Here is a 22,555-nt window from a genome sequence, read left to right on the forward strand (position 1 = left end):
CAAGCGCTCATCGTGAAGGCCCCTTGTCGGCCGGGTTCGCCACGTCCGGTACCCGGAACCTCGCCACGCTGACCGAGCCGACGAACGTGATCAGCGCCAGCGCGGTCAGGCTGTAGGTGGCGGTGGTGTCCAGGCTGAAAGCCGCCCAGGTGCCGATCGCGCAGAGCGTGACCGCCACAAGCGCGTCCAGCGCCACCAGCCGGTCCAAGGTGGTCGGACCCAGCAGCATCCGGAACATCGTCAGGAAAGCTGCGGCCGTCAGCATTGCCGCGGCGATCACCCAGACTGTGCTCATGGGCTGTCCACCTCCTTCTGCGGCGACGGCCGCCAATCGGCATCGCGTTCGAACGTCGCCACCAGCATCTTCTGCAGATCGTCGACCTGTCTGTGGAACCGCTGCACCTCACGATCCGATCCCACGTCGAGGACGTGGACGTAGATCATCCGGCGCGCCTGGTCGATCTCCAGCACGATGTTGCCGGGCGTGAGGTTCAGGATGTTCACCGCCAACGCCAGCACCAGATCTGACTTGACCGCCAGGTGGGCCCGCAACACCGCCGACAGCGGCGGTTTGGGGCTGAGCGCCAGCACCGCGACCTGTATCGACGAAACCAGCAGCGAGTACGCGACCGACCCGATCAGCCGCACCAGCGACAGCGGGTGCAGCCGTCCTTCCACGGGGACCGGCGGCAACGGCAGCCACAGTGTGATGATCAGCGCGATCGCCAGCCCCGACAGGATGTTGGCCGCAGAGATGTTGCCCCACAGCAGGACCCACACCAGGATCAGCCAGACCATCAGCCAGAGCCGCAGCGCGAGCCACCTCGTCTGCCGACCGCTCTTCGCGCTGACACTCATCGCGGCTCTCCCAGCACCGCAGTGATGTACTGGCTGCGATCGAGAACCTGGTCGGCGGCGCGCTCGCTGTAGGCGAAGATCGGGCCGGCCAGCACGGTGAGTGCCAGACCCACCGCGATCAATGCCCCGGTCGGCACCAGCATGCCGACGGGCATCCGGCCGACGTCGTCACGGTCGGCGAGTTCGATGTCCATCGCTTCATCGGTGTTGTCCACCAGCGCCGTCGGCCTGGCCGCCGAGAGGTGCCCCTCGGGCGCGTCCTCACGGGACCGCCAGAACGCCTTGGTCCACACCCGGGTCACCACGTACAGCGTCAGCAGGCTGGTGATGACGCTGCCGGCCACCAGGACCCAGGCGAGCACCGACCCCACCTGCGCGCCCGCCTCCAACAGGGCCACCTTTCCGATGAAGCCCGAGAACGGCGGGATACCACCGAGATTGAGCGCGGGCACGACGAAGACGAAGGCCAGCAGGGGGCTGGCCGCTGCCAGACCGCCGAGACGTTCCAGGGCCGACGCGCCCGCCTGCCGCTCGATCAAACCGACCACCAGGAACAGTGTCGTCTGCACCAGGATGTGGTGCGCCACGTAGTAGATGGCGCCCGACATCCCCAGCTCGGTGGACAGCGCAATGCCGAAGATCATGTAGCCGATGTGGCTTACCAGCGTGAACGACAGCAACCGCTTGATGTCGCTCTGGGCGATGGCGCCGAAGATGCCGACCACCATCGTCAGCAGTCCCGCCACCAGTAGTACCCGGTCCATCCCGCCGCCCGGGAACAGCAGCGAATGCGCGCGGATGATGGCGTAGATACCGACTTTGGTGAGCAGGCCGGCGAACACGGCGGTGACCGGGGCGGGCGCGGTGGGGTAGGAGTCCGGCAGCCACGCAGACAGCGGGAACACCGCCGCCTTGATGCCGAACGCGACCAGCAGCACCGCGAACAACGCGGTGCGGGTGCCGTCCGAGACATCGGCCAGCCGCACCGACAGCTCCGCCAGGTTGAGGGTTCCGGTGGCGGCGTAGACGAGCGCGATGCCGAGCAGGAAGATCATCGAGGAGACCATCGACACCATCACGTAGGTGATGCCGGCCCGCACCCGCTCCCTGCTGCCGCCGATCGTCAGCAGCACATAACTCGCGGCGAGCAGCACCTCGAATCCGACGAAGAGGTTGAACAGGTCGCCGGCCAGGAAGGCCATGCACACACCGGCCGAGAGCACGAGGTAGGTGGGCAGGAAGATCGACACCGGTTGACGGTCGTCACCGTCACGGATGCCCTGTCCGATGGCGTAGACCACCACGGCGAGCAGCACGATCGACGACACGACCAGCATCAGCGCCGACAGCCGGTCGACGACCAGCGTGATCCCGAGCGGGCCCATGCCGGGTTCGGTCGGGCCCCAGCCTCCGACCTGCAACGCGATCGTTCCGTCCCGGTCGGCGAGGCGCAGCAGCGCAGTCGACGCAACGAGCACCACCGACAGCGCGAACACCGCGATGACCCGCTGGAGTCGGGGCTTGCGGCCGGCGAACAGCGTCATCGCCGCGGCGAGCATCGGCACCAGCACGGGCAACGGGGTGAGCATCGGGGCCAGGTCGCTGTGCAACGCAACGGCGATCATCGCGACCCCTCGTAACCCGGAAGTGCGTCGAGTTCGTCCGGCAGGTCGGTGTCGCGGCTGCGATCGGGCTCGAACCGTCGCTCCAGCTCGTCGGCCGACTCGTTGCCGGACCGCTGCGACACCCTGGTGTCCTCCGGGTCGTTGGTCACTTCCTCGGCGGTGTTGAGGCGGAACGAACGGTACGTCAACGCCAGCACGAACGCCGCGACGCCCATCGTGATCACGATCGCGGTCAGGATCAGGGCCTGCGCCAGCGGATCCGCGGTCGTCGTCTCCCCCGAGCCCGCACTCGTGCGGTCGCGGATCGGCGGGTTACCCGACCGGCCGCCTGCCGACAGGATCAGCAGGTTGACCGCGTTGCTGATCAGCAGCAGCCCCAGCAGCATCCGGGTCAGGTGCCGTTCCAGCAGCAGGTACACGCCTGCGCTGGTCAGTCCCCCGATGATGATCAGCGGGATGAGGTAGGCGGTCATCGCGAGCGCACCGCCGCTCGTTGATTTTCGGCGATCTCCTCGTCGATGCGCGCCCCGAGGCTGCGCAGCACGTCGAGCACCAGACCGACCACGATCAGATACACCCCTAGGTCGAAGAACAGCGCGGTGACGAACTTGACGGTGCCCAGCACCGGCACGTCGATCTCGATCAGCGCCGACGACAACGCCGGCGCCCCGAACAGCAGCGAGGCGGTCGCGGTGCCGGCGGCCAGCGTCAGCCCCGCCCCGAGGATCTTCCCCGCGTCGAGCGGCAGCGTCTCGCCGAGCTCGTAGCGGCCACCGGCGAGGTAGCGCAGCACCAGCGCCAACCCGGCCATCAGCCCACCGGCGAAGCCGCCGCCCGGGGTGTTGTGGCCGGCGAAGAAGAAGTACGCCGACAGCACCATCATCACCGGGAAGATGAGCCGCGTCGCGACCTCGAGAACCAGCGAGCGGTTGCGCGGGTCACGCAGGCCGCTGCCGCGCAGCCAGGTGATCTCCCCGGCAGCCGGGCTGTTTCTCGAGACCGCCGCGAACTGGCCGATGTCGGGCTGACCGGCGTCGGCCACCCGGGGCGCGGCGCCGAAGCGCCGGTTGCGGAACACCAGCGATGCGACGCCCGTCGCGGCGACCAGCAGCACCGCGATCTCGCCCATGGTGTCCCAGGCACGGATGTCGACGAGCAGCACGTTGACGGTGTTGGAACCGTGACCGCGCAGGTAGGCGGCGTCGGGCAGGAGTTCGGCGATCGGTCTGCCGGAACGGGCCGCCATGGCGAACGCCGCCAGACAGGTGACCGTCGCCCCCACCGACAGCGCAAGAACCGCACGCGGCAGGCGGAATCGTTTGATGTCGGCGCCGCCCGTCTCGGCGGGCAGGTTGCGCAGCACCAGCACGAACACCACCAGGGTCAGCGTCTCCACCAGGAACTGCGTCAGCGCCAGGTCGGGGGCGCCGTGAAACGCGAAGATCGCCCCGCACCCGTATCCGGTCACACCCACCAGCAGCACCGCTGCCAGGCGGTTGCGCATCACGGTCGCGGCCAGCGCGGCGGCCAGCATCAGCAGTCCCACCACCACCTGCGGCGGGGAGTCCCACAGTTGCAGATCCGGCCGGTCACGGGCGCCCAGCGCCAGCACGGTGATCGGTACCAGGACGAGCGTCGCCAGGATCACCGACTGCGTCGCCGGGATGGAGCCCCGCTGGGTGACCGCCGTCAGCCGGACCGACATCACGTCGGCGGCCCGCAGGACCCGGTCGTAGACGCGGTCGGCGTTGACCAGCGGGAGGAACTCCAGCCGGGTCCGGCGCCACCGGCCGCGGCCGACGTAGAGCACGGTGCCGGCCGTCAGCACCAACACCGACAGCGCGAGCGGGATTCCGAAGCCGTGCCACAGCGCCAGGTGGTAATCGGCGACGTAGCCGGTTGGGTTGGGGACGGTGTTGGCGTAACCCTCCAGCGCGTGGCCCAGTCCGGCCGGCCACAGACCGAAGAGCAGGCCGGCGAAGGCCAGCACGCCCGGCGGGATCATGAACGCGATCTCGGGCCGGTGCATCTCCGCCACCCGGACACTCGGCTTCGGCAGCCCCTTGCGGCCGAACGCGCCGAACAGGAACCGCAGACTGTAGGCGGTGGTCAGGACCGAGCCGACGACGATGCCCGCGAGCACGAACGGCGCCGCGCCACCCAGCGTCGGGCTGTGCAGCACCGTCTCCAGGTCGGCTTCCTTGGCGACGAACCCGAAGAAGGGCGGTATCGCCGCCATGCTGGCGGTGGCGCCGGTGGCGATGATCAGCAGCGGTCTGGAGCGGTCGCCGAGCCAGGCGAGCCTGCGGATGTCACGGGTGCCGGTGGCGTGGTCGATGATGCCCACCACCATGAACAAAGACGCCTTGAACATGGCGTGGGCGCACAGCATCGCCAGACCGGCCAGCATCATCTCGCTGCCGCCGGCCCCGACCATGACGACGATCAGCCCGAGTTGGCTGACGGTGCCGAACGCCAGGACCAGCTTCAGGTCGTATTCGCGGATGGCGCGCCAGCCGGCCACCAGCATCGTCAGCAGGCCCAGCGTGAGGATGGTCGGTCGCCAGACCGGGGCGTCGGCGAATCCCGGCGTCATCCTTGCGATCAGGTAGGCGCCCGCCTTCACCATCGCGGCCGCGTGCAGGTACGCGCTGACCGGTGTGGGGGCGGCCATGGCGCCAGGCAGCCAGAAGTGCATCGGCACGATCGCCGACTTCGACAGCGCACCGACGAGGATCAGCACCAACGCCACCGACGCGGCCGTCCCGGTCGGCGGGTCGGCGATCAGCTCGGACAACAGGTAGGTGCCCGTCATGTTGCCGAGCACGATGATGCCGACGAGCATCGCCAGCCCGCCGAACGTCGTCACCAGAAGTGCCTGCGTCGCGGCCCGACGGCTGGTCGCCCGTTCGGCGTAGTGGCCGACCAGCAGGAACGACAGCACCGTCGTGATTTCCCAGAACACGTAGAGCACAAGCATGTTGTCGCTGGTGACCAGGCCGAACATGGCGCCGGAGAACGCGACGAGCTCGGCGGCGAAACTGGGGAGCCGCTTCTCGTTCTTGCCGTCGTGGTGCTGGAAGTAGTCGGCGCAGTAGAACAGGACCAGCGCACCGATGCCGAGCACCAGCACGCTCATGATCGCGGCGAGCGCGTCGAACCGCAGCGTGATGTCCATGGACAACTCGGGCACCCACGACACGTTCACGGTGCGTCCCGGACCGGGGGCGGGCCAGTTCAGCGCCACCCAGACCAGCGAACCGAGCGGCACCAGCGCCAGCGGATAGAAGGCCGCCCGTCCCCAACGGTGCACCAGCAACGGCGCCAACAGAGTGGCGACCGCGTGGGCGGCGAGGATGGCGAGCATGGCTCCGTCTCGTCGGGTTCGGCAACGCTGTCGGGCGGTCGGTGCCGTCGGGCAGGTGGACAGGCAGTGGGCGACGAAGGCCGTCGGCCGGACTGACTCTGGAGTCGCCCCAGTCTACTGGCTCGTGCCGGCCGTCCCGGCCGCGTCAGTCCCCGGACGTCGCGGTGCCCTGCACCATTGCCCTGATGCGTCCCTCGACGGCCGCCCCGGAGATGAACAGCAGCTCGTCGCCGGCCCGCAGCACGTCGTCGGGTTTCGGCACGATCAGGCGGTTGCCCCGCATCAGCGTGACGAGTGCGCTGTCGTTCGGCAACGCGAGATCGCGCACCCGCTGACCCACCAGACCGCTGTCGGTAGGCAGCGTCAGCTTCGCGACGTTCGCCGGACCCTGCCCCACGCCGGTCCGGGTGCCTTTACCCAGATCCATCAGACGGACCAGATGGCCGACGTCGATCGCGCCCTCCACCGCGGCGACCAACGCCATCGGGGTGGACACCGCCACGTCCACACCCCACGCCTCGGTGAACAGCCAGTCGTTGCGGGACTCGTTGATCCGCGCGACCACCCTGTCGATCCCGAACTCGGACTTGGCGAGCAACGCCATCGCGAGGTTGGACTTGTCGTCACCGGTGGCGGCGATGGCGACGTCGCAGATGTGGATCTCGGCCTCCTCCAGCGACGACAGCTCGCACGCATCGGCAAGGAACCACTCGGCGTCCGGTACCAGTGCCGGGGTGTAGCGGGTGAACTCCTTCTCGATGAGCAGCACCCGGTGGCCGTAATCGATGAGTTCGCGCGCCACGGATCGTCCGACCGCGCCGGCGCCGGCAATCGCGATCCGCAACGGCGTCTCCTCACCACCGCAACCGAACAGGTGCGGTCCTGATTTACTTGCACCGACCACCACCCCAGCTCGGCAAGTGAGGTTCGGTTGAGCCTGCACCAGCTCTACGTGGCGCTGTTCGTCGGTGGCCTCGTGCTGCTGGCGAGCATCGTCGCGACGAGGCTTGCCAGCGGTGTCGGCCTGCCCAGCCTATTGCTGTTCCTCGGGTTCGGTGTGCTCCTCGGTGAGGGCGGGCTCGGCCTGCAGTTCGACAGCGCGCAACTCGCCCAGGATCTCGGGACCGCCGCACTGGGCATCATCCTGGTGGAAGGTGGCCTGACCACTCGGTTCAGCGACATCCGCAGGGTGCTCGCTCCCGCCGGGGTGCTCGCGACGGTCGGTGTCGGGGTGAGCAGCCTGGTGACCGCAGCGGCGGTGCACTGGCTTCTCGGCATGGACTGGCAGCTGGCGCTGCTGCTCGGGGCGATCGTCTCCAGCACCGATGCCGCGGCGGTGTTCTCGGTGCTGCGCGTGGTCCCGCTGCCGCGACGGGTGGGCGGCCTGCTCGAGGCCGAGTCGGGGTTCAACGACGCGCCCGCCGTCATCCTGGTGTTGCTGTTCAGCACCATCCCGCTGGACCTGGACCCGGTCGTGATCGCGGCGACCCTGCTCTACCAGCTGGTTATCGGCGCGGTGATCGGCCTGGCGTGCGGATTCCTCGGCGCGATGGCACTGCGGCGGATCGCGCTGCCGGCCGCCGGCTTGTACCCGCTCGCGACGTTCGGCCTGGGCATGCTGGCGTTCGCGGCAGCCGGCTCGGCGCAGGCGAGCGCATTCCTGGCGGCCTACCTGGCCAGCGTGGTCCTCGCCAACTCCGGTCTGCCGCACCGCTCGGCGACCCGGTCCTTCGCCGAGGGATCGGGCTGGCTGGCCCAGATCGGGGTGTTCGTCATCCTGGGGCTGCTGGTGTCACCGGACGAACTGCTCGACGAGTTGGTGCCCGCCGTCGTCGCGGGGCTGGTGCTGCTGCTGCTCGCCCGGCCCATCTCGGTGGTCGTATCGCTCCTCGGTTTCCGCGTGCCGTGGCGTGAGCAGGCCTTCATCTCCTGGGCGGGGCTGCGCGGTGCGGTGCCCATCGTGCTGGCGACCTATCCGATCGTGGAGGGAGTCGCCGGCAGCGGCAGGCTGCTCAACATCGTGTTCATCCTGGTCGTGGTGTTCACCTTGGTGCAGGGCCCGAGTCTGCAGTGGGTGGCCCGACAGCTCGACCTGGTGCCGCGCGACACCACCCGCGAGATCCAGGTCGACGCCGCGCCGCTGGACGTGCTGGGAGCAGACCTGCTGACCATGACGGTGCTGCCGGGCTCGCGGCTGCACAACGTCACGGTGCTGGAGTTGCGGCTGCCCGATCCGAGTGTCATCACGCTGGTGGTTCGGGCGGGCCACTCGTTCGTGCCGCAGCCCATCGACCGCCTGCAGGTCGGCGACGAACTGTTGATCGTGACCACCAGCGCCACCCGGGAGTCGGCGGAGCGGCGGCTGCGTGCGGTGAGCAGGCGGGGCAAGCTCGCGCACTGGTTCGACGAGTACGGCGAACCGGGCTAGCCCCTATCCGCCGGAACGGTATTCCAGCAGGCCCGCACGCGCATTTTCGCTGCTGGAATACCATTCCGGCGTCAGACGCGTGCAGCCGACGGGCAGCGCGAACTTGACCGGAACCGCGTGCGCGACGACGCCGATGCCCGCCCCGAGGATCGGCCAGATCGGCCAGAAGTACCAGGCGCCGGCGGTCAGCCCGACGACCAGCCACACGGTGAGCACGACGACCACCATCGCCAGATACGCCGCGAGGTGGAACGCGACACCGCGGCGAGCGGCCGCGCGACGGGCAGCCCGGCGACGGGGATCGCTGCGCCGCAACTGCGCCAGCGGTAGGTCCGACGTCAGATGGCGCAGTTCCGGGGTGGTCTGCGCGGCGAATGCCGCCTGCAGGCGCTTCTCGTATTCACCCATGTCCAGATATCCCTGGGCCAGGGCCTGCCCGAGCAGCGTCGCGACGGACTCCCGGTCGTGGTCGCCGGCGCGCAGGCCGGTGGTGACGGATTCGCGGAGATCCATGGGCATACTCCCTCGAGATCTTGACATTGACTAGTTCGACTATGCCGTCAGTAACTAGCCACTGTCAAGATCTATTTCGATCGCGTTGAGACGGAATCGTTGGCGCAAAAGCGTGAGTGCGTCGCGCCGCCCGCGCAGTCTCAATGCAGCGTGAAGCTAGTGGGCGTCGGCGAAGTCCCGCAGCGCGTTGACCTGTGCGGGGTCCAGCGACGGCCGCACCGCCGCACGGGCTGCGGCGACGTCGGCGGCGGTGACGTCGGCCGCGTCGATGGACCGTCGCATCGCCGTCAGCGCCGCCTCGCGCAGCAGTGCCACGCAGTCGGCGGCGCTGTAGCCGTCCAGGTCGCGGGCCAGGGTGTCGAGGTCGACGGCTTCGGGGCCTTCAGAGGCGAGCGGAACCGATTTACCCGCCGTGCGCAGAATCTGGCTGCGGGCCTCGGCATCGGGAGGCTCGACGAACACCAGCTTCTCCAGGCGACCCGGCCGCAGCAGGGCCGGATCGATGAGGTCCGGGCGGTTCGTCGCCCCGAGCACGACGACGTCGTTGAGCGGTTCGATGCCGTCGAGTTCGGTGAGCATCGCCGCCACCACCCGGTCGGTGACGCCCGAGTCGAAGCTCTGTCCGCGACGCGGCGCCAGCGCGTCGATCTCGTCGAGGAAGATCAGCGACGGGGCGGAATCCCTGGCCCGGCGGAACAGTTCGCGCACCGCCTTCTCCGACGATCCGACCCACTTGTCCATCAGCTCAGCGCCTTTGACCGCGTGCACGCTGAGCCGGCCCGAGCTGGCGAGTGCCCGCACCACGTAGGTCTTCCCGCAGCCGGGAGGGCCGTAGAGCAACACGCCCCGCGGTGGCTGTACACCGAGGCGCTCGAACGTCTCGGGGTGCTGCAGCGGCCACAGCACCGCTTCGGTGAGTGCCTGCTTGGTCTCGACCATGTCGCCGACGTCGTCGAGCGTCACCGACCCGACGGAGACCTCTTCGGTCGCCGACCGTGACAGTGGTCGGATGACGCCCAGTGCCCCGGTCAGGTCCGCCTGCTTCAACGCAGGCGCCTCGCCGTTCTCGCTGGCCCGCGCGGCGGCCCGCAGCGCCGCCTCACGCACCAGGGCGGCCAGGTCGGCCACCACGAAACCCGGTGTGCGCTCGCCGATTTCGTCCAGATCGAGGTCGCCGGTGGGAACGTCGCGAAGCAACACCTCGAGCAACTGCCTACGCACCGCGCCGTCGGGCAGGCTGAGGCCGAGTTCTCGGTCGCAGAGATCGGGTGCCCGCAGGCGGGGGTCGACGTTGTCGGGGACCGCCGAGGTGGCGACGAACGCGACACCCCTGGTCGCGATCGCCGAGCGCAGTTCGGTGAGGACCAGGGTGGCGACCGGATCGGCGGGTACCGGCAGCAGGGCGTCGATGTCGGTGATCAGCAGGACGCCGCCCCCGTCACGCACCGCCTGCGCCGCCGATGCCACGTTGTCGAGTCGGTCCTCGGCGCGCAGCGACCCCACCTCCGGACCGTCGAGTTCGACCAGCCGTCTGCCGGTGCAGACCGTACGAACCATGGTGGCCTTGCCGACGCCTGCCGGACCCGACACCAGGACACCGAGATTGGCTGTGGCGCCGAGCTTTTCCAGAAGCTCGGGCTCGTCGAGCGCGAGCTTGAGCCATTCGGTGAGCCGGCCGGCCGGCACGTGGGCGCCCTTGAGGTCGTCGAACCCGATCGCCGGGGGCTCCTCGGTGACGACGTGTCCGGCGGTGGCGTCGGGGGCCGACGGGGTGCCCTGCGCATCGAGGGAACCCCAACCGACCAATGAATTGGGCTGCACGCTCACAGGTCCGGCCGGATCCACCCCGGTGACCGTCAGCAGCTCCGAGGTCCACGTGATGCCCACCGACGACGCCAGCGCCGCGCTGGCCTGGGAGCTCGAGGTGCCGGGCCCGAGGTCACGCGGCAGCAGCGACACGGTGTCCCCGACCGTCATCACCTTGCCCAGCAGCGCCTGCCGCAGGGTCGCCCCGGCGATCGACTGGGTGGCCAGCCGCGACCCGCTCAGCGTGACGGTGCGGGCGCCGTACACCGTGACCGGAGCGATGAGCACCGAGGTGTCCTCCCGCAGACCGGCGTTGGACAAAGTCACGTCGTCGAGCAGTGCGGTGCCGGTCGGCGTGCCGGCCGGGGCCACCCCGACCACCGCGGCCGTGGTGCGCGCACCTGTCAGCGACACCGCATCCCACTCGCGGATGCCCAGTGCGGCGATGGCCTCGGGATGCAGCCGAACCACGCCGCGTCGGTTGTCCAGCGCCGAGTTGTTCAACCGGGCCGTCAGTGTGAGGTGCGCTCCCGGCGGGCGGGCCGGTGAGGTGTCGAGCTCGGACATGTCAGCCCCTCGGTGGCCGGCGCAGGCCGAGTCGCATCATCGACCGGCGATGCGGCTGGGCCCGGCGAAAGGCCCGCCGCGCGGCGCGCTGCTGTCGTGGTTTGTCATCCCACACCTCGGGGTGTTGCGACAGGAATCGCCGGGTGCGGATGGCGAACGGGATGTGGATGACGTAGGCCGCGATGATCAACAGGATCACGATGTAGCCGTAGAGGATTGCCGCCGCCACACCGATGGCCAGCAGGGCCAGCAGCGGCGCGACCATGTTGGGCGGGACCGAGAACGTGTGGATCTTTCGCATCGGCAGCGTGCTGACGGCCAACAGCGAGACGGTGATCATCCAGATCACCACGGCCGGCTCCGAGGTCCACCAGCCGTCGCCGAACTGCATCTTCGCGGCCAGCGGCCCGATCGCCCCGATCGCCCCTGCGGGTGCGGGCATTCCGACGAAGTACTTCTTCTCGTAGTCGGGTTGTTCGATGCTGAGCATCGCGTTGAACCGGGCCAGCCGCAACACGATGCACACCGCGTAGAGCAGCACCACGATCCAGCCGATTCGGGACGTGGACAGCAGAGTGCCGTAGACGATGAACGCCGGTGCCACGCCGAAGTTCACCGCATCGGCCAGCGAGTCGAGTTCCTCACCCATCCGTGACGTCGCGTTGAGCGCACGGGCGATCCGGCCGTCGAGGGCATCGAGGATGGCGGCGATCGCCAGGAACGCCATCGCCTCGGTCGGCCGGTCGTCGAGCGCGAACTTGACAGCACTGAGCCCGAGGCAGATCGCGGCGACCGTCATCGCGCTGGGCAGGATGCGGACGCTCATGACCGGCGCCTTCATCCGGCGCGTGCGGGGTTTGATCATGGCAACTCGGCCAGCACGGTCTCGCCGGCCAGCGCCCGCTGGCCGACCTCGACGAGGATGTCGGACCCGGCAGGCAGGTAGGTGTCCAGCCGGGAGCCGTAGCGGATCAGGCCGTAGGTGTCACCGATGGCGATCTTGTCGCCGGGCTTGACGCCACAGACGATGCGGCGGGCCAGCAGCCCGGCGATCTGCACGGCGACGACCTCGGCCCCCCCGGGCGAGCGGATCAGGATGCTGTTGCGCTCGTTGTCGGAACTGGCGGCGGCCAGGTCGGCGGAGACGAACAGCCCGGGGCGGTGCGCGACGGTGACGACCTCCCCGCCGATCGGGGCCCGCTGCACATGGGCGTCCAACAGCGACAGGAAGATGCTGATGCGCGGCAACGGTGTTGCGGCCAGCCCGAGTTCGCTCGGCGGTATCTCCTCGTCGACCACGCAGATCAGCCCGTCGGCGGGCGCGACGACCAGGCCGGGCCGGGTCGGTGGCTGCCGTGGCGGGTGCCGGAAGAACGCGGCGTTGGCGGCGGCAGAGGTGAGGCCGGCGCGGCGCAGCCAGCGGTTCCGGCGCCCCACGAGCGCGACCGCCAGGCTCACACCGACGAACGGTAGACCCTCTGGGTGCATCGGCGGGACCGAAGATCGAATCAGGGCCGCCAGTCGCGCGGGGCCTGTCTTGAGGTCGGGGCGTCTGGCCATCGTGCAGCGATTCTACGGGTCCCCCCGCGACGCGCTCGCGTGCGGCAATGACTGACCTGCTAGCGCAGGTCCCACACCTGGACACGCTCGCCGGCAGCCACCTCGCCGGTGCCCTCGTCGAGTTCGAGCAGGCAGTTCGCCGACGCCAGCCATCGCAGGTGATGTGATGCCGGCGGGCCGTAGCTGGTCACCGCATCGCCGTCGAGCACCCCGCGGCGGAACTGGCGTTTGCCGCGGGGAGAGGTGAGGTCCTCGCTGAGCACGGCCGTGCGGCGCGGTCGGTCGGGGTCGGGCAAACCCATCGCGGCGCGCAGCGCCGGCCGGATGAACACCTCGAACGACACCAGGGCGCTGACCGGATTGCCGGGCAGCGTGATGATGGGGGTGTCGTCCACGCGGCCGGCACCCTGCGGCATACCCGGTTGCATCGCGACCTTGACGAACTCGACCGTGCCGGACAATGCATCCTTGACCACCTCGTAGGCGCCGGCGCTGACGCCGCCGGTGGTGATGACGAGGTCGACGTGCCCTGCGGCGGTGTGGCGGCGCAGGGTTTCGCGGAACGTGTCGACGTCGTCGCCGGTCATCGGCGATGCCACCACCTCACCGCCCGCGTCACGCACCGCGGCCGCCAGCATCACCGCATTGGACTCGTAGATCTGACCAGGCTGCAGCGGGGTGCCCGGCGCCACCAGCTCGGTGCCGGTCGACAGCACCAGCACCCGCTGGCGCGGCACCACCATCAGATCGGCCAGGCCGAGCGCGGCGGCCAGACCCAGCACCGCCGGTGTGACGACCTGACCGGCCCGCAGCACGGTGGTGCCGGCGGTGACGTCCTCGCCCGCGCGGCGGATGTGCTGCCCGGGCCGGACGCCGGCGCGGATCGTCACCGTGTCCACGGCGCCGTCGGTGGCCTCGACGGGCACCACGCCCGTCGCCCCCCACGGCAGCGGCGCACCGGTCATGATCCGGTGGGCGACGCCCGATGAGATCGTCGGGATGTCGGTGCGGCCTGCGGGGATGTCCTCGGCCACCGGAAGCCGCACCGGGGTGTCGTCGGTCGCGGCGGCGACGTCCTCGACGAGGACCGCGTATCCGTCCATCGCCGAGTTGTCGAAGCCGGGCAGCGACAGCGGGGCGACGACGTCGTCGGCCAGAACCAAGCCGAGCGTCTGCGCGACCGGAAGTGACACCGGCCGTCGTGCGGCGATCAGGCCGGCGACCACCTGCCGATGCTCGTCGACGGAGCGCATCAGACCGCGAACTTCACGCCGGTCAACTCCTCGGAGACCGCCCACAGCCGCTGCTGCACCTCGACGTCGTGGGACTTGCGGTTGGACTGCACCAGCACCGGATGACCGACCAGCTCCCGGAAACCCGACGGACCGTAGTACTGGCCGCCCTGCACGTCGGGCGCGGTGGCCGCCCGCAGGGTCCCCAGCGCACCGACGGCCGGGCTGTTGGTGACCAGACCGGCCAGCTTGGTGAACCCCGGCAATCCGGTCCCGGGGATGTGGCGCATCAGCTCGGTGTTGGAGATCCCGGGATGGGCGGCGACGGCGATGGTCGGTGCGCCCTTGGCGGCCAGCCGGCGCTGCAGCTCGTAGGTGAACATCACGTTGGCGAGCTTGGACTGCCCGTACGCGGCGACGCGGTTGTAGCTGCGCTCCCACTGCAGGTCGTCGAAATGGATACCGCCCTGGATGTTGTGGGCGATGCTGGCGACGACCACCACCCGCGAGCCGTCGACGACGAGCAGGTTGTCGAGCAGCAGCCCGGTGAGTGCGAAATGGCCGAGATGGTTGGTGCCGAACTGAAGTTCGAACCCGTCGCTGGTGGTCTGCTTCGGGGGGTACATCACCCCGGCGTTGTTGATCAGCAGGTCGATTCGCGGATACGACGCACGCAGTGCGTCGGCGGCGCCTCGGACACTGGCCAGCGATGACAGGTCCAGCTCGACCAGCGCGACGTCCGCCCCGGGATGGTCGGCCTCGATGCGTCGGACCGCCTCTTCGCCCTTGGCCTGGTTGCGCACCGCGAGCACCACGCGGGCCCCCTTGCCGGCCAGCACGGCGGCGGCTTCATAGCCGATGCCGGAGTTGGCGCCGGTGACCACGGCCACCCGGCCGGATTGATCGGGCACGTCGGCTGCAGTCCATTTGGCGCTCATGGCATCAACATACTTGCGCCGATAGGCCATGCTCGACTCATGTACCTGGTTGATCCGGCACACCGGCCGAGCCGCAAAGCGCCGCTGGTGTGGGCGATCGGGGCGGCCATCCCGTGGCTGTTCCTGGTGGTGGCGCAGACGGTGTGGTTCGTCTGGGATGGGTCAGACGGGTCAGACGGGCGATACGGCTGGCTGCATCTGCTGGTCGCGGTCGCCACCGTGCTCGGCATCGTGGTGTTCGTGGTCGTGGTGCCGGTGTGGCGCTACCGCGTGCACCGCTGGGACGTCGACCCGACCGCGGTGTACACCCGGTCGGGCTGGCTGGTGCAGGAGCGTAGGGTCGCGCCGATCTCGCGAGTGCAGACCGTCGACACCTACCGGGGTCCGCTGGACCGGGTCTTCGGGCTGGCGAACGTCACGGTGACGACGGCGTCGTCGGCCGGTGCGGTGCGGATCGTGGCCCTGGACTCCGAGGTCGCCGACCGAGTGGTCGCCCAGCTCACCGACATCGCCGCCCTCGGCGCCGAGGACGCCACATGACCCAACCGGCCACGCAGGACTGGCACCGGCTGAGCCCACGCATGCTTCTGGTGCACCCGGTGCACGAGGTGCTGCGCCAGCTCCCGGTGCTGATCGGCGCGCTGGTGCTCGGGTCGACGACCGGCAACCCGTTGTGGACGCTGCTGGGCGTCGGCCTGGTCGTCGGTTACGGCCTGGCCCGATGGTTCACCACCACCTACCGCATCGGCGCCGATGAGGTGCAGCTGCGCACCGGGGTTCTGCAACGCAAGGTGCTCTCGGTGCCCCGCAACAGGATTCGTTCCGTGTCGACCGATGCCCGGCTGCTGCACCGGCTGCTCGGGCTCACGGTGCTGCAGGTGAGCACCGGTCAACAGGCCGTGGGGGAGACGTCGTTCGCGCTGGACGCGATGCCTGCCCGTGACGTGCCCGGCCTGCGGGCCGTTCTGCTGGCCGACTCGCTGGCGCCGGTGCGGGAGGACCCCGCGCACCCTGCCGCGCCGGGGCGGGTGCTGGCCCGCTGGCAGCCGTCGTGGCTGCGCTACAGCCCGCTGACCTTGACCGGCCTGGTGATGATCGTGGCCGCACTCGGTGTCATCTCCCAGACCGGAGTGCTTGGCGCCATGCAGGATTCGTCGGCCGTCCGGGCCGGTGTGACCGCCGCCGAGAGCGTCGGCCTGCTGGTCGTCGTCTCCGTCGGTGTGCTGGTGGTGCTGGCAGCGTCGGTGGCGTTGTCGGTGGCGCAGTCACTGGTGACCTATGCCAACCTGGAACTGCGGCGCGACGCCGACATCCTGCATCTGTCGCACGGCTTGTTGCGGGTGCGCGAGCACACCTTCGACATGCGCCGGCTGCGGGGCGGCACGCTCCGGGAACCCTTGCTGGTGCGGCTGTTCGGCGGCGCCCGCCTGGATGCGGTGATGACCGGCGTCGCCGGTGCGGGGGAGGCGTCGCAGCTGCTGCCGGCGTGCCCGAAGTCCACCGCCGAGGCGGTGCTGACCGACCTGATCGCCCGCCCCGACGCGGTCAGCGGCACCGTGACCGCGCACGGGCCCGCGGCCACCCGGAGGCGCTGGACCAGGGCGATGAGCTTGCCTGTCCTGGTGGGCTGCGGGCTGGCCGCGGCCGCGGCGACTGTCGGTGTCTCCCTCTGGGTGTGGCCTGTACTGGCGGTGCTGACGGCGTTCAGCGTGTTCCTGGCCGCGGACCGTTCCCGGTCGCTGGGGCACCGGGTGGGCGATGGCTGGTTGGTGGCCCGGGCCGGCAGTCTGCAACGGCGCCGCGATTGTGTGGCCGCGGCGGGCATCGTGGGGTGGACCGTGCGCCAGACGCTGCTGCAGCGCCGCGCCGGGGTGGCCACGCTGATCGCGGCGACGGCGGCCGGGGTCAAGCGCTACGAGGTCGTCGACGTGCCGGCTGAGCTGGCCTGGTCGATCGCGGTGACGACGTCACCCTGGCTGGGCGCCACCGAGTGGGCCCGCTGACGGGTCTCCGGTTGCGCTCTGAGTGTCGGCGTTTACTGTCGCAACATGGCTATCGGTGGAGTGCTCTTCGACATCGATGGCGTGCTGGTGACCTCATGGGAGCCCATCCCCGGTGCGGCCGAGACCCTTCGCACGCTGGCCGACAACCAGGTCGCCTGCGCATATCTGACCAACACCACCACCCGCACCCGGGCCCAGATCGCCGACCTGCTGACCGAGGCGGGGATGAGTGTCAGGGCCGACGAGGTGATCACCGCGGCGGTGCTGACCGCCGACTACGTGCGCAGCCGCTACCCCGACGCCCGGTGTTTTCTGGTCAACAGCGGGCAGATCGCCGAGGACATGCCCGGCATCGACATCGTGTACTCGACCGAGTTCAGCGGGCAGCGCGCACCGGAAGCCCCCGATGTGGTGCTGCTCGGTGGGGCCGGACCCGAGTACAGCCACCTCACGCTGTCGTGGGTCTACGACTGGATGGCCCAGGGGGTGCCGGTGGTCGCGATGCATCGCAGCACCTCGTGGACCACCGCCGACGGTCTGCGTGTCGACACCGGCATGTACCTGATCGGGATGGAGGAGACCTCCGGGCGCAAGGTCACGGCGGTGGGTAAGCCGGCGCCCGAGGGATTCCTGTCGGCGGCGGGCCGGCTGGGGGTGGACCCCGACGAGATGTACATGATCGGCGACGACCTCAACAACGACGTGCTGGCCGCCCAGGTGGTCGGGATGACCGGAGTGTTGGTGCGTACCGGCAAGTTCCGTCAGGACACACTGGACCGTTGGGCCGCAGATGAATTCGCCATGCAACCCAACCACGTGATCGATTCCGTCGCTGATCTGCCGGACCTGCTGGACCTGTAGCGAATCGCCCTATTGTCGTCGCATGAGCACCGACGCCCACCGCTCTCGAGCGCCACGTTTCGGACTGACCGTCGGCCTGCCGCGCAGCGGTGAGCAGTTTCGCACGTTCGCCCGCACCGTCGAAACGGCCGGTTTCGACGTTTTGACCTTCGCCGACCACCTGGTGCCCTCGGCCGCACCGTTCAGCGGTGCAGCAGCCGCGGCGGCCGTGACAGAACGCCTCCATGTTGGGACCCTGGTGCTCAACAACGATTTCTGGTGTTCGGGGTCAGCTACTGGACGGTGTTCGACGAGTGGGCCGGCCGGCCGTCGGCACTGCCCGACATGGCGAAGGTGATCGCCCTGCTGCGATGAGTTCCGGCGCGCTGCCCGGTCCGTACTGCATGACAGAAACCATGAATGTGAGCACCACCATCGACGCGCCCGCCGGAAAGGTGTTCGCGGTGCTGGCCGAACCCGCCAACCACGCAGCGATCGACGGCACCGGCTGGGTGCGAGAGTCGCTCGACGGAAAGCCGCTGACCGGGACCGGGCAGATCTTCCGGATCGCGATGTACCACGACAACCATCCCGACGGGCACTACGAAATGGCGAACAAGGTCCTCGCGTTCGAGCCGGACCGCGCCATCGGGTGGGAGCCCGGCCAGGCCGGAGCGGACGGCATCATCGAATTCGGCGGCTGGACATGGCATTACGATCTGGAGCCGGTCGGCCCGCAGCAGACCCGGGTCACGCTCGTCTACGACTGGTCCGCCGTTCCGGCGGCGCTGCGCGAGCACATCGAGTTCCCGCCGTTCCCGAGGACACACCTGGAGAACTCGTTGGCGAACCTGGAGAAGCTCGCGATCGGCTAGCCGCCCGCGCGGGCAGTGAGCCCACGCACGGCCTCGATGCGGGCCTTGAGCTGATCGCTGGTCGCCGCGGCGATCGGCGGGCCGCCGCAGATCCGCCGTAGCTCGTTGTGGATCCAGCCGTGGGGCTTCCCGGTGCGGTGGTGGGCCAGCGACACCAGGGTGTTGAGCTCACGGCGCAGCTCACGCAGCTGCCCGTGCGTCGAGGGCCGCGGCACCACACCGTCTGCGGTGCGTTTGGTGAGTTGCTCTTCCTGCCTGCGCCGCAACAGATCCCGCATCGATGCCGCGTCGAGCAGCCCCGGGATGCCAAGGAAGTCGGCTTCCTCGTCGCTGCCCGCCGGGGTCGCCGTCCCGAAGGACGACCCGTCGAAGATCACCTGGTCGAGTTCGGCGTCGGCGCCCAGATACTCGATCTTGCGGTCCTGGTCGTCGGGCTCGTCGCGCTTCTGCTCGGCCAGCTCCGCGTCCAGCGGGTCCTCGAGCGTCTCCCGGTGCGGCTTGCCCAGCACGTGGTTGCGCTGCGCCTCCAACTCGCTGGCGAGCAATAGAAGGTTGGGCACCGACGGCAGGAAGATGCTCGCCGTCTCACCGGCGCGTCGTGATCGCACGAAGCGGCCGATCGCCTGGGCGAAGAACAGCGGCGTCGAGGCGCTGGTGGCGTACACGCCGACCGACAGCCGCGGTACGTCGACGCCTTCGGACACCATGCGCACCGCGACCAGCCAGCGCGTGCTGCCCTCGGCGAACTGCGAGATGCGGTCCGAGGAACCCTTGTCGTCGGACAACACGACCGTGGCCGGTTCTCCGGTGATCTTCAGCAGCAGCTCGGCGTAGGCCCGCGCCGCGGTCTGGTCGGAGGCGATGATCATGCCGCCGGCGTCGGGCACGTGTTGACGCTTCTGTTGCAGCCGCCGGTCGGCAGCGGCGATCACGGCGGGCATCCACTCGCCGGCCGGATTGAGCGCCGTGCGCCACGCACGCGCGGTCTGTTCGACGGTCAGCGGTTCACCCAGGCGTGCCGCATGTTCTTCACCGGCGCTGTCGCGCCAGCGGGCCTCTCCGGAGTAGGCCAGGAAGACCACCGGCCGCACCACGCCGTCGGCCAGCGCGTCGGCGTAGCCGTAGCTGTGGTCGGCCATGGAGTGTTTGAGGCCGGCGCTGTCCTCTTCGTAGGTGACGAACGGGATCGCGCTGTCGTCGCTGCGGAAGGGGGTGCCGGTCAGCGCGAGCCGGCGGGTCGCGTCGTCGAAGGCCTCACGGATGGCGTCGCCCCAGCTCTTGGCGTCCCCGCCGTGGTGGATCTCGTCGAAGACGACCAGCGTCTTGCGGTTCTCGGTGCGCACCCGGTGGCGGGTGGGGTGGCTGGCGACCTGGGCGTAGGTGACGACGACGCCGTGGTACTCCGAGGAGGTCTGCGAGTTGGAGTTGGAGAACTTCGGGTCCAGCGCGAGGCCCTGGCGCGCGGCGGCCTGCGCCCACTGGATCTTCAGGTGCTCGGTGGGCACGACGACCGTGACGGTTTCGACGGTGCCCTCGGCGAGCAGCTCGGCGACGATGCGCAACGCGAAGGTGGTCTTACCGGATCCCGGGGTCGCGACGGCCAGGAAATCGCGCGGCTTGGCGGTCAGGTATTTGACCAGCGCGCGCCGCTGCCAGCCCCGCAATGCCTGGGTGTCGGGCGCTACGTCAGCCCGCACCCATGACTCCTCCCACTCGCCGGCCCGTCGCCGACGGGTTGACCGGAATGCAGTCTAGGGCAGGCGGTTCCGCAGCCGCATCTTGGTCGGCGTGTCAGGACCGCGTGTCTTGTGGCCGGGCTAGACGAAGTGGTTGTCGTTCTTGATGAACCACTCCCGGCGCTCCTCGTCGGTCAGCTCGCTCAGCTGCGCCAACCCCTCGAAGTAGTGTTCGCGAGGTGCTCCGGGTGCGAACAGCATCAGCAGCGACGCCGGCTCGTCGGCCACGTTGCGGAACCCGTGGATGCCGCCGGGCGGGACGTAGAGGAAATCTCCGGCGTGCCCGTCGGCCCAGTCGGTGCCGTCGTAGAGCGTGACGGTGCCGGACAGCACGTAGAACGCCTCCGACATGCCCCGGTGGAAATGTGGTCCCGGCCCGCCACCTTTGGGCGCGATGTGCACCCGGTACAGGCCGTAGTCGCCACCGGTCTGTTCCTGGTTGGCCAGATAGTGGTATTGGACCAGCCCGAAGGCGTCGTAGTCGGGCGGCTGGTCCCCGCGGCGAACCCACGCGCTGACTTCGGGTTCGTCCGCGGTGTAGCGGGCCGGGGGATAAGGCGGGACCACAAGGGACACCCACCGGAGTCTGCCCCGGCTAGACCGGGAAAGCCACCTTCGTCAGCTCCTCGGAGACAGCCCACAACCGGCGCTGCAGGTCGAGGTCGTAGGACTGCGCGCTCGAGGCGACGACCACCGGGTTGCCGCGCTGCTGCGCGATGCCGTCCGGTCCGTAGTACTGGCCTCCGAGCACGCCCGGGTCGGTGGCGGCGCGCAACGTCGGCAGGGCACCCATCGCCGGGCTGTGGGCGAAGAGCGGGGCGACGACGCCGAACGCGCCCTGCACCGGCTTCGGCAGGTTGCGCGCGAGCTCGGTGGGCGACGTGCCGGGGTGCGCGGCGACGGCGACGGTCTTGCCGCGGGGTGCCAGCCGGCGCTCCAGCTCGTAGGTGAACAGCAGGTTGGCCAGCTTGGACTGGGTGTAGGCGCCCATCCGGTTGTAGCTACGTTCCCACTGCAGGTCGTCCCAGTGGATGGCACCGCCCATCTTGTGCCCGTTGCTGCTGACCGTCACCACCCGGGCGCCTTCCACATCAAGCAGCTTCTCCAGTAGCTGACCCGTCAGCGCGAAGTGGCCCAGGTGGTTGGTGCCGAACTGCAGCTCGAAACCGTCTGCGGTGGTTCCTTTGGGGGTGGTCATCACCCCGGCGTTGTTGATCAGCAGGTCGATCTTGTCGAAGCGCGACTTGAGCGCGTCGGCGCCGGCGCTGATGGAGGCCAGCGACGTGAGGTCGAGTTCCTGCACGTCGACAGTCCCGGACATCTGCGCGGCAGCCTGCTTGCCCTTGTCGGTGTTGCGGACGGCGATGACGACGTGGGCGCCGCGGGCGGCCAGAGCCTTGGCGGTTTCGAAGCCGAGCCCGGTGTTGGCGCCGGTGATCACGGCGGTGCGGCCGGTCTGGTCGGGGATGTCGGCGGTGGTCCAGTCGGTCATGTGGGGCGCTCCTCGAGGCATCGGTAAGGTGAAGCGGGGCGGACGCCCCGGTTGGTTGCCACTATACGGAACGATTGCCCCGTTTACTGGAGGTGCGCTGTGGGCGAAATCGACCGCCCGCGCACTCGGGCGCTGCGGGTGGATGCTGCCCGCAACCGGGCGCGGGTCCTCGAGGTCGCCTACGAGGCCTTCGCGGCCGACGGTCTCGCCGTACCGATCGACGAGATCGCCCGCCGCGCCGGTGTCGGCGCGGGCACGGTGTACCGGCATTTCCCGACCAAGGAGGCGTTGTTCGGCGCGGTCTTCTCCGACCGGGTGCGACGGATCGTCGACCACGCGCACGGTCTGCTCGCCGACGAGGGGCCGGCAACGGCGCTGCTCGCGTTCCTGCGCGACATGGTCCGAAACGGCGCCACCGACCACGGGCTCGTGGATGCGCTCGCGGGATACGGGATCGACCTCGAGACCGCAGCACCCGGGGCGGAAGCGGCGTTTCTCGACGTGCTCGGTGAGCTGCTGACCGCGGCCCAGCAGGCCGGCTCCGTGAGGCCCGACATCGGCGTGGCCGAGATCAAGGCGCTGCTGCTGGTGTGCAAGACGGCGCAGCTCTATGGCGATCAGGTTTCGAACAGGGTCGCGTCCGTCATCGAAGACGGCCTCCGGACGTCCGGAACGCGCGGCTGATCTTGCACTCACCCTGGTCGAGTGCTAAGAA

The 22,555-nt window shown here is 69.5% G+C and carries 21 protein-coding genes and 1 pseudogene; 7 read left to right on the forward strand and 15 right to left on the reverse strand.

Annotation, left to right across the window (positions count from 1 at the left end):
• Positions 1-7: 7 nt before the first annotated feature.
• The 6 genes from G6N53_RS07965 to G6N53_RS07990 all read right to left on the reverse strand — a co-directional run bounded on the left by G6N53_RS07965 (position 8) and on the right by G6N53_RS07990 (position 6,694).
• Positions 8-295, reverse strand: coding sequence for a monovalent cation/H+ antiporter complex subunit F (locus tag G6N53_RS07965; protein ID WP_163887984.1), 288 nt, complete (start codon positions 293-295; stop codon positions 8-10).
• The gene (locus G6N53_RS07970; protein WP_163887985.1) at positions 292-858 is read right to left on the reverse strand and encodes a Na+/H+ antiporter subunit E; all 567 of its coding nucleotides are present in this window, start codon (positions 856-858) and stop codon (positions 292-294) included. Before G6N53_RS07970 ends, G6N53_RS07965 begins: the two co-directional genes overlap by 4 nt.
• The gene (locus G6N53_RS07975) at positions 855-2,483 is read right to left on the reverse strand and encodes a Na+/H+ antiporter subunit D (RefSeq protein WP_163887986.1); all 1,629 of its coding nucleotides are present in this window, start codon (positions 2,481-2,483) and stop codon (positions 855-857) included. The genes G6N53_RS07970 and G6N53_RS07975 overlap by 4 nt, the downstream gene beginning before the upstream one ends.
• The gene (locus tag G6N53_RS07980; RefSeq protein WP_163887987.1) at positions 2,480-2,956 is read right to left on the reverse strand and encodes a Na(+)/H(+) antiporter subunit C; all 477 of its coding nucleotides are present in this window, start codon (positions 2,954-2,956) and stop codon (positions 2,480-2,482) included. Before G6N53_RS07980 ends, G6N53_RS07975 begins: the two co-directional genes overlap by 4 nt.
• Complete coding sequence (locus G6N53_RS07985; protein ID WP_163887988.1) at positions 2,953-5,850, reverse strand: Na+/H+ antiporter subunit A; 2,898 nt, start codon at positions 5,848-5,850, stop codon at positions 2,953-2,955. The genes G6N53_RS07980 and G6N53_RS07985 overlap by 4 nt, the downstream gene beginning before the upstream one ends.
• Positions 5,851-5,995: 145 nt before the next feature.
• Positions 5,996-6,694 carry a potassium channel family protein gene (locus G6N53_RS07990; RefSeq protein WP_163895623.1) on the reverse strand — a complete coding sequence of 233 codons (699 nt, stop codon included), beginning with the start codon at positions 6,692-6,694 and terminating at the stop codon, positions 5,996-5,998.
• A gap of 87 nt (positions 6,695-6,781) precedes the next feature.
• Between G6N53_RS07990 and G6N53_RS07995 the strand changes: the two genes are divergently transcribed.
• The gene (locus tag G6N53_RS07995) at positions 6,782-8,278 is read left to right on the forward strand and encodes a potassium/proton antiporter (protein ID WP_163887989.1); all 1,497 of its coding nucleotides are present in this window, start codon (positions 6,782-6,784) and stop codon (positions 8,276-8,278) included.
• Between the two features lie 3 nt (positions 8,279-8,281).
• Here the strand turns inward: G6N53_RS07995 and G6N53_RS08000 are convergent, their stop codons facing one another.
• From G6N53_RS08000 to G6N53_RS08025, 6 genes are all read right to left on the reverse strand, one after another.
• Positions 8,282-8,791 (reverse strand): DUF1707 domain-containing protein, encoded by a 510-nt coding sequence (locus G6N53_RS08000; RefSeq protein ID WP_163887990.1) that lies wholly within the window; start codon positions 8,789-8,791, stop codon positions 8,282-8,284.
• Between the two features lie 156 nt (positions 8,792-8,947).
• On the reverse strand, positions 8,948-11,164 hold the full coding sequence (locus G6N53_RS08005) for an AAA family ATPase (RefSeq protein WP_163887991.1): 2,217 nt from the start codon (positions 11,162-11,164) through the stop codon (positions 8,948-8,950).
• A 1-nt stretch (position 11,165) separates the two neighbouring features.
• Positions 11,166-12,029: a CDP-diacylglycerol--serine O-phosphatidyltransferase gene (pssA, locus tag G6N53_RS08010; RefSeq protein WP_163887992.1), complete on the reverse strand. Its 864-nt coding sequence runs from the start codon at positions 12,027-12,029 to the stop codon at positions 11,166-11,168.
• Positions 12,026-12,724: a phosphatidylserine decarboxylase gene (locus G6N53_RS08015; protein WP_163887993.1), complete on the reverse strand. Its 699-nt coding sequence runs from the start codon at positions 12,722-12,724 to the stop codon at positions 12,026-12,028. Before G6N53_RS08015 ends, pssA begins: the two co-directional genes overlap by 4 nt.
• 59 nt (positions 12,725-12,783) lie before the next feature.
• Positions 12,784-13,977, reverse strand: coding sequence for a molybdopterin molybdotransferase MoeA (moeA, locus tag G6N53_RS08020; RefSeq protein ID WP_163887994.1), 1,194 nt, complete (start codon positions 13,975-13,977; stop codon positions 12,784-12,786).
• Positions 13,977-14,894 (reverse strand): SDR family NAD(P)-dependent oxidoreductase, encoded by a 918-nt coding sequence (locus G6N53_RS08025; protein WP_163887995.1) that lies wholly within the window; start codon positions 14,892-14,894, stop codon positions 13,977-13,979. Before G6N53_RS08025 ends, moeA begins: the two co-directional genes overlap by 1 nt.
• A 39-nt stretch (positions 14,895-14,933) precedes the next feature.
• Between G6N53_RS08025 and G6N53_RS08030 the strand changes: the two genes are divergently transcribed.
• From G6N53_RS08030 to G6N53_RS08050, 5 genes and pseudogenes are all read left to right on the forward strand, one after another.
• The gene (locus G6N53_RS08030) at positions 14,934-15,434 is read left to right on the forward strand and encodes a PH domain-containing protein (protein ID WP_163887996.1); all 501 of its coding nucleotides are present in this window, start codon (positions 14,934-14,936) and stop codon (positions 15,432-15,434) included.
• Positions 15,431-16,897, forward strand: a complete 1,467-nt coding sequence (locus G6N53_RS08035; protein ID WP_163887997.1) for a PH domain-containing protein — start codon at positions 15,431-15,433, stop codon at positions 16,895-16,897. Before G6N53_RS08030 ends, G6N53_RS08035 begins: the two co-directional genes overlap by 4 nt.
• Positions 16,898-16,942: 45 nt before the next feature.
• A complete protein-coding gene (locus G6N53_RS08040; protein ID WP_163887998.1) occupies positions 16,943-17,758 on the forward strand; it encodes an HAD-IIA family hydrolase in 816 nt (271 codons plus the stop codon).
• Between the two features lie 22 nt (positions 17,759-17,780).
• Positions 17,781-18,014 (forward strand): annotated as a pseudogene (locus tag G6N53_RS08045) (LLM class flavin-dependent oxidoreductase); the annotation flags it as partial.
• A gap of 94 nt (positions 18,015-18,108) precedes the next feature.
• The gene (locus G6N53_RS08050) at positions 18,109-18,612 is read left to right on the forward strand and encodes an SRPBCC family protein (protein ID WP_237166457.1); all 504 of its coding nucleotides are present in this window, start codon (positions 18,109-18,111) and stop codon (positions 18,610-18,612) included.
• Here G6N53_RS08050 and G6N53_RS08055 read toward each other — a convergent pair.
• The 3 genes from G6N53_RS08055 to G6N53_RS08065 form a co-directional block, all read right to left on the reverse strand.
• Complete coding sequence (locus G6N53_RS08055) at positions 18,609-20,309, reverse strand: DEAD/DEAH box helicase (RefSeq protein WP_163888000.1); 1,701 nt, start codon at positions 20,307-20,309, stop codon at positions 18,609-18,611. The genes G6N53_RS08050 and G6N53_RS08055 overlap by 4 nt on opposite strands.
• Before the next feature lie 120 nt (positions 20,310-20,429).
• A complete protein-coding gene (locus G6N53_RS08060; protein WP_163888001.1) occupies positions 20,430-20,924 on the reverse strand; it encodes a cupin domain-containing protein in 495 nt (164 codons plus the stop codon).
• A 19-nt stretch (positions 20,925-20,943) separates the two neighbouring features.
• A complete protein-coding gene (locus G6N53_RS08065; RefSeq protein ID WP_163888002.1) occupies positions 20,944-21,840 on the reverse strand; it encodes an SDR family NAD(P)-dependent oxidoreductase in 897 nt (298 codons plus the stop codon).
• 108 nt (positions 21,841-21,948) lie between these two features.
• Between G6N53_RS08065 and G6N53_RS08070 the strand changes: the two genes are divergently transcribed.
• Positions 21,949-22,524: a TetR/AcrR family transcriptional regulator gene (locus G6N53_RS08070; RefSeq protein ID WP_371870882.1), complete on the forward strand. Its 576-nt coding sequence runs from the start codon at positions 21,949-21,951 to the stop codon at positions 22,522-22,524.
• Positions 22,525-22,555 lie beyond the last annotated feature (31 nt).

The organism is Mycolicibacterium hippocampi, from assembly GCF_010723735.1.
Taxonomy (GTDB): Bacteria; Actinomycetota; Actinomycetes; order Mycobacteriales; family Mycobacteriaceae; genus Mycobacterium; species Mycobacterium hippocampi.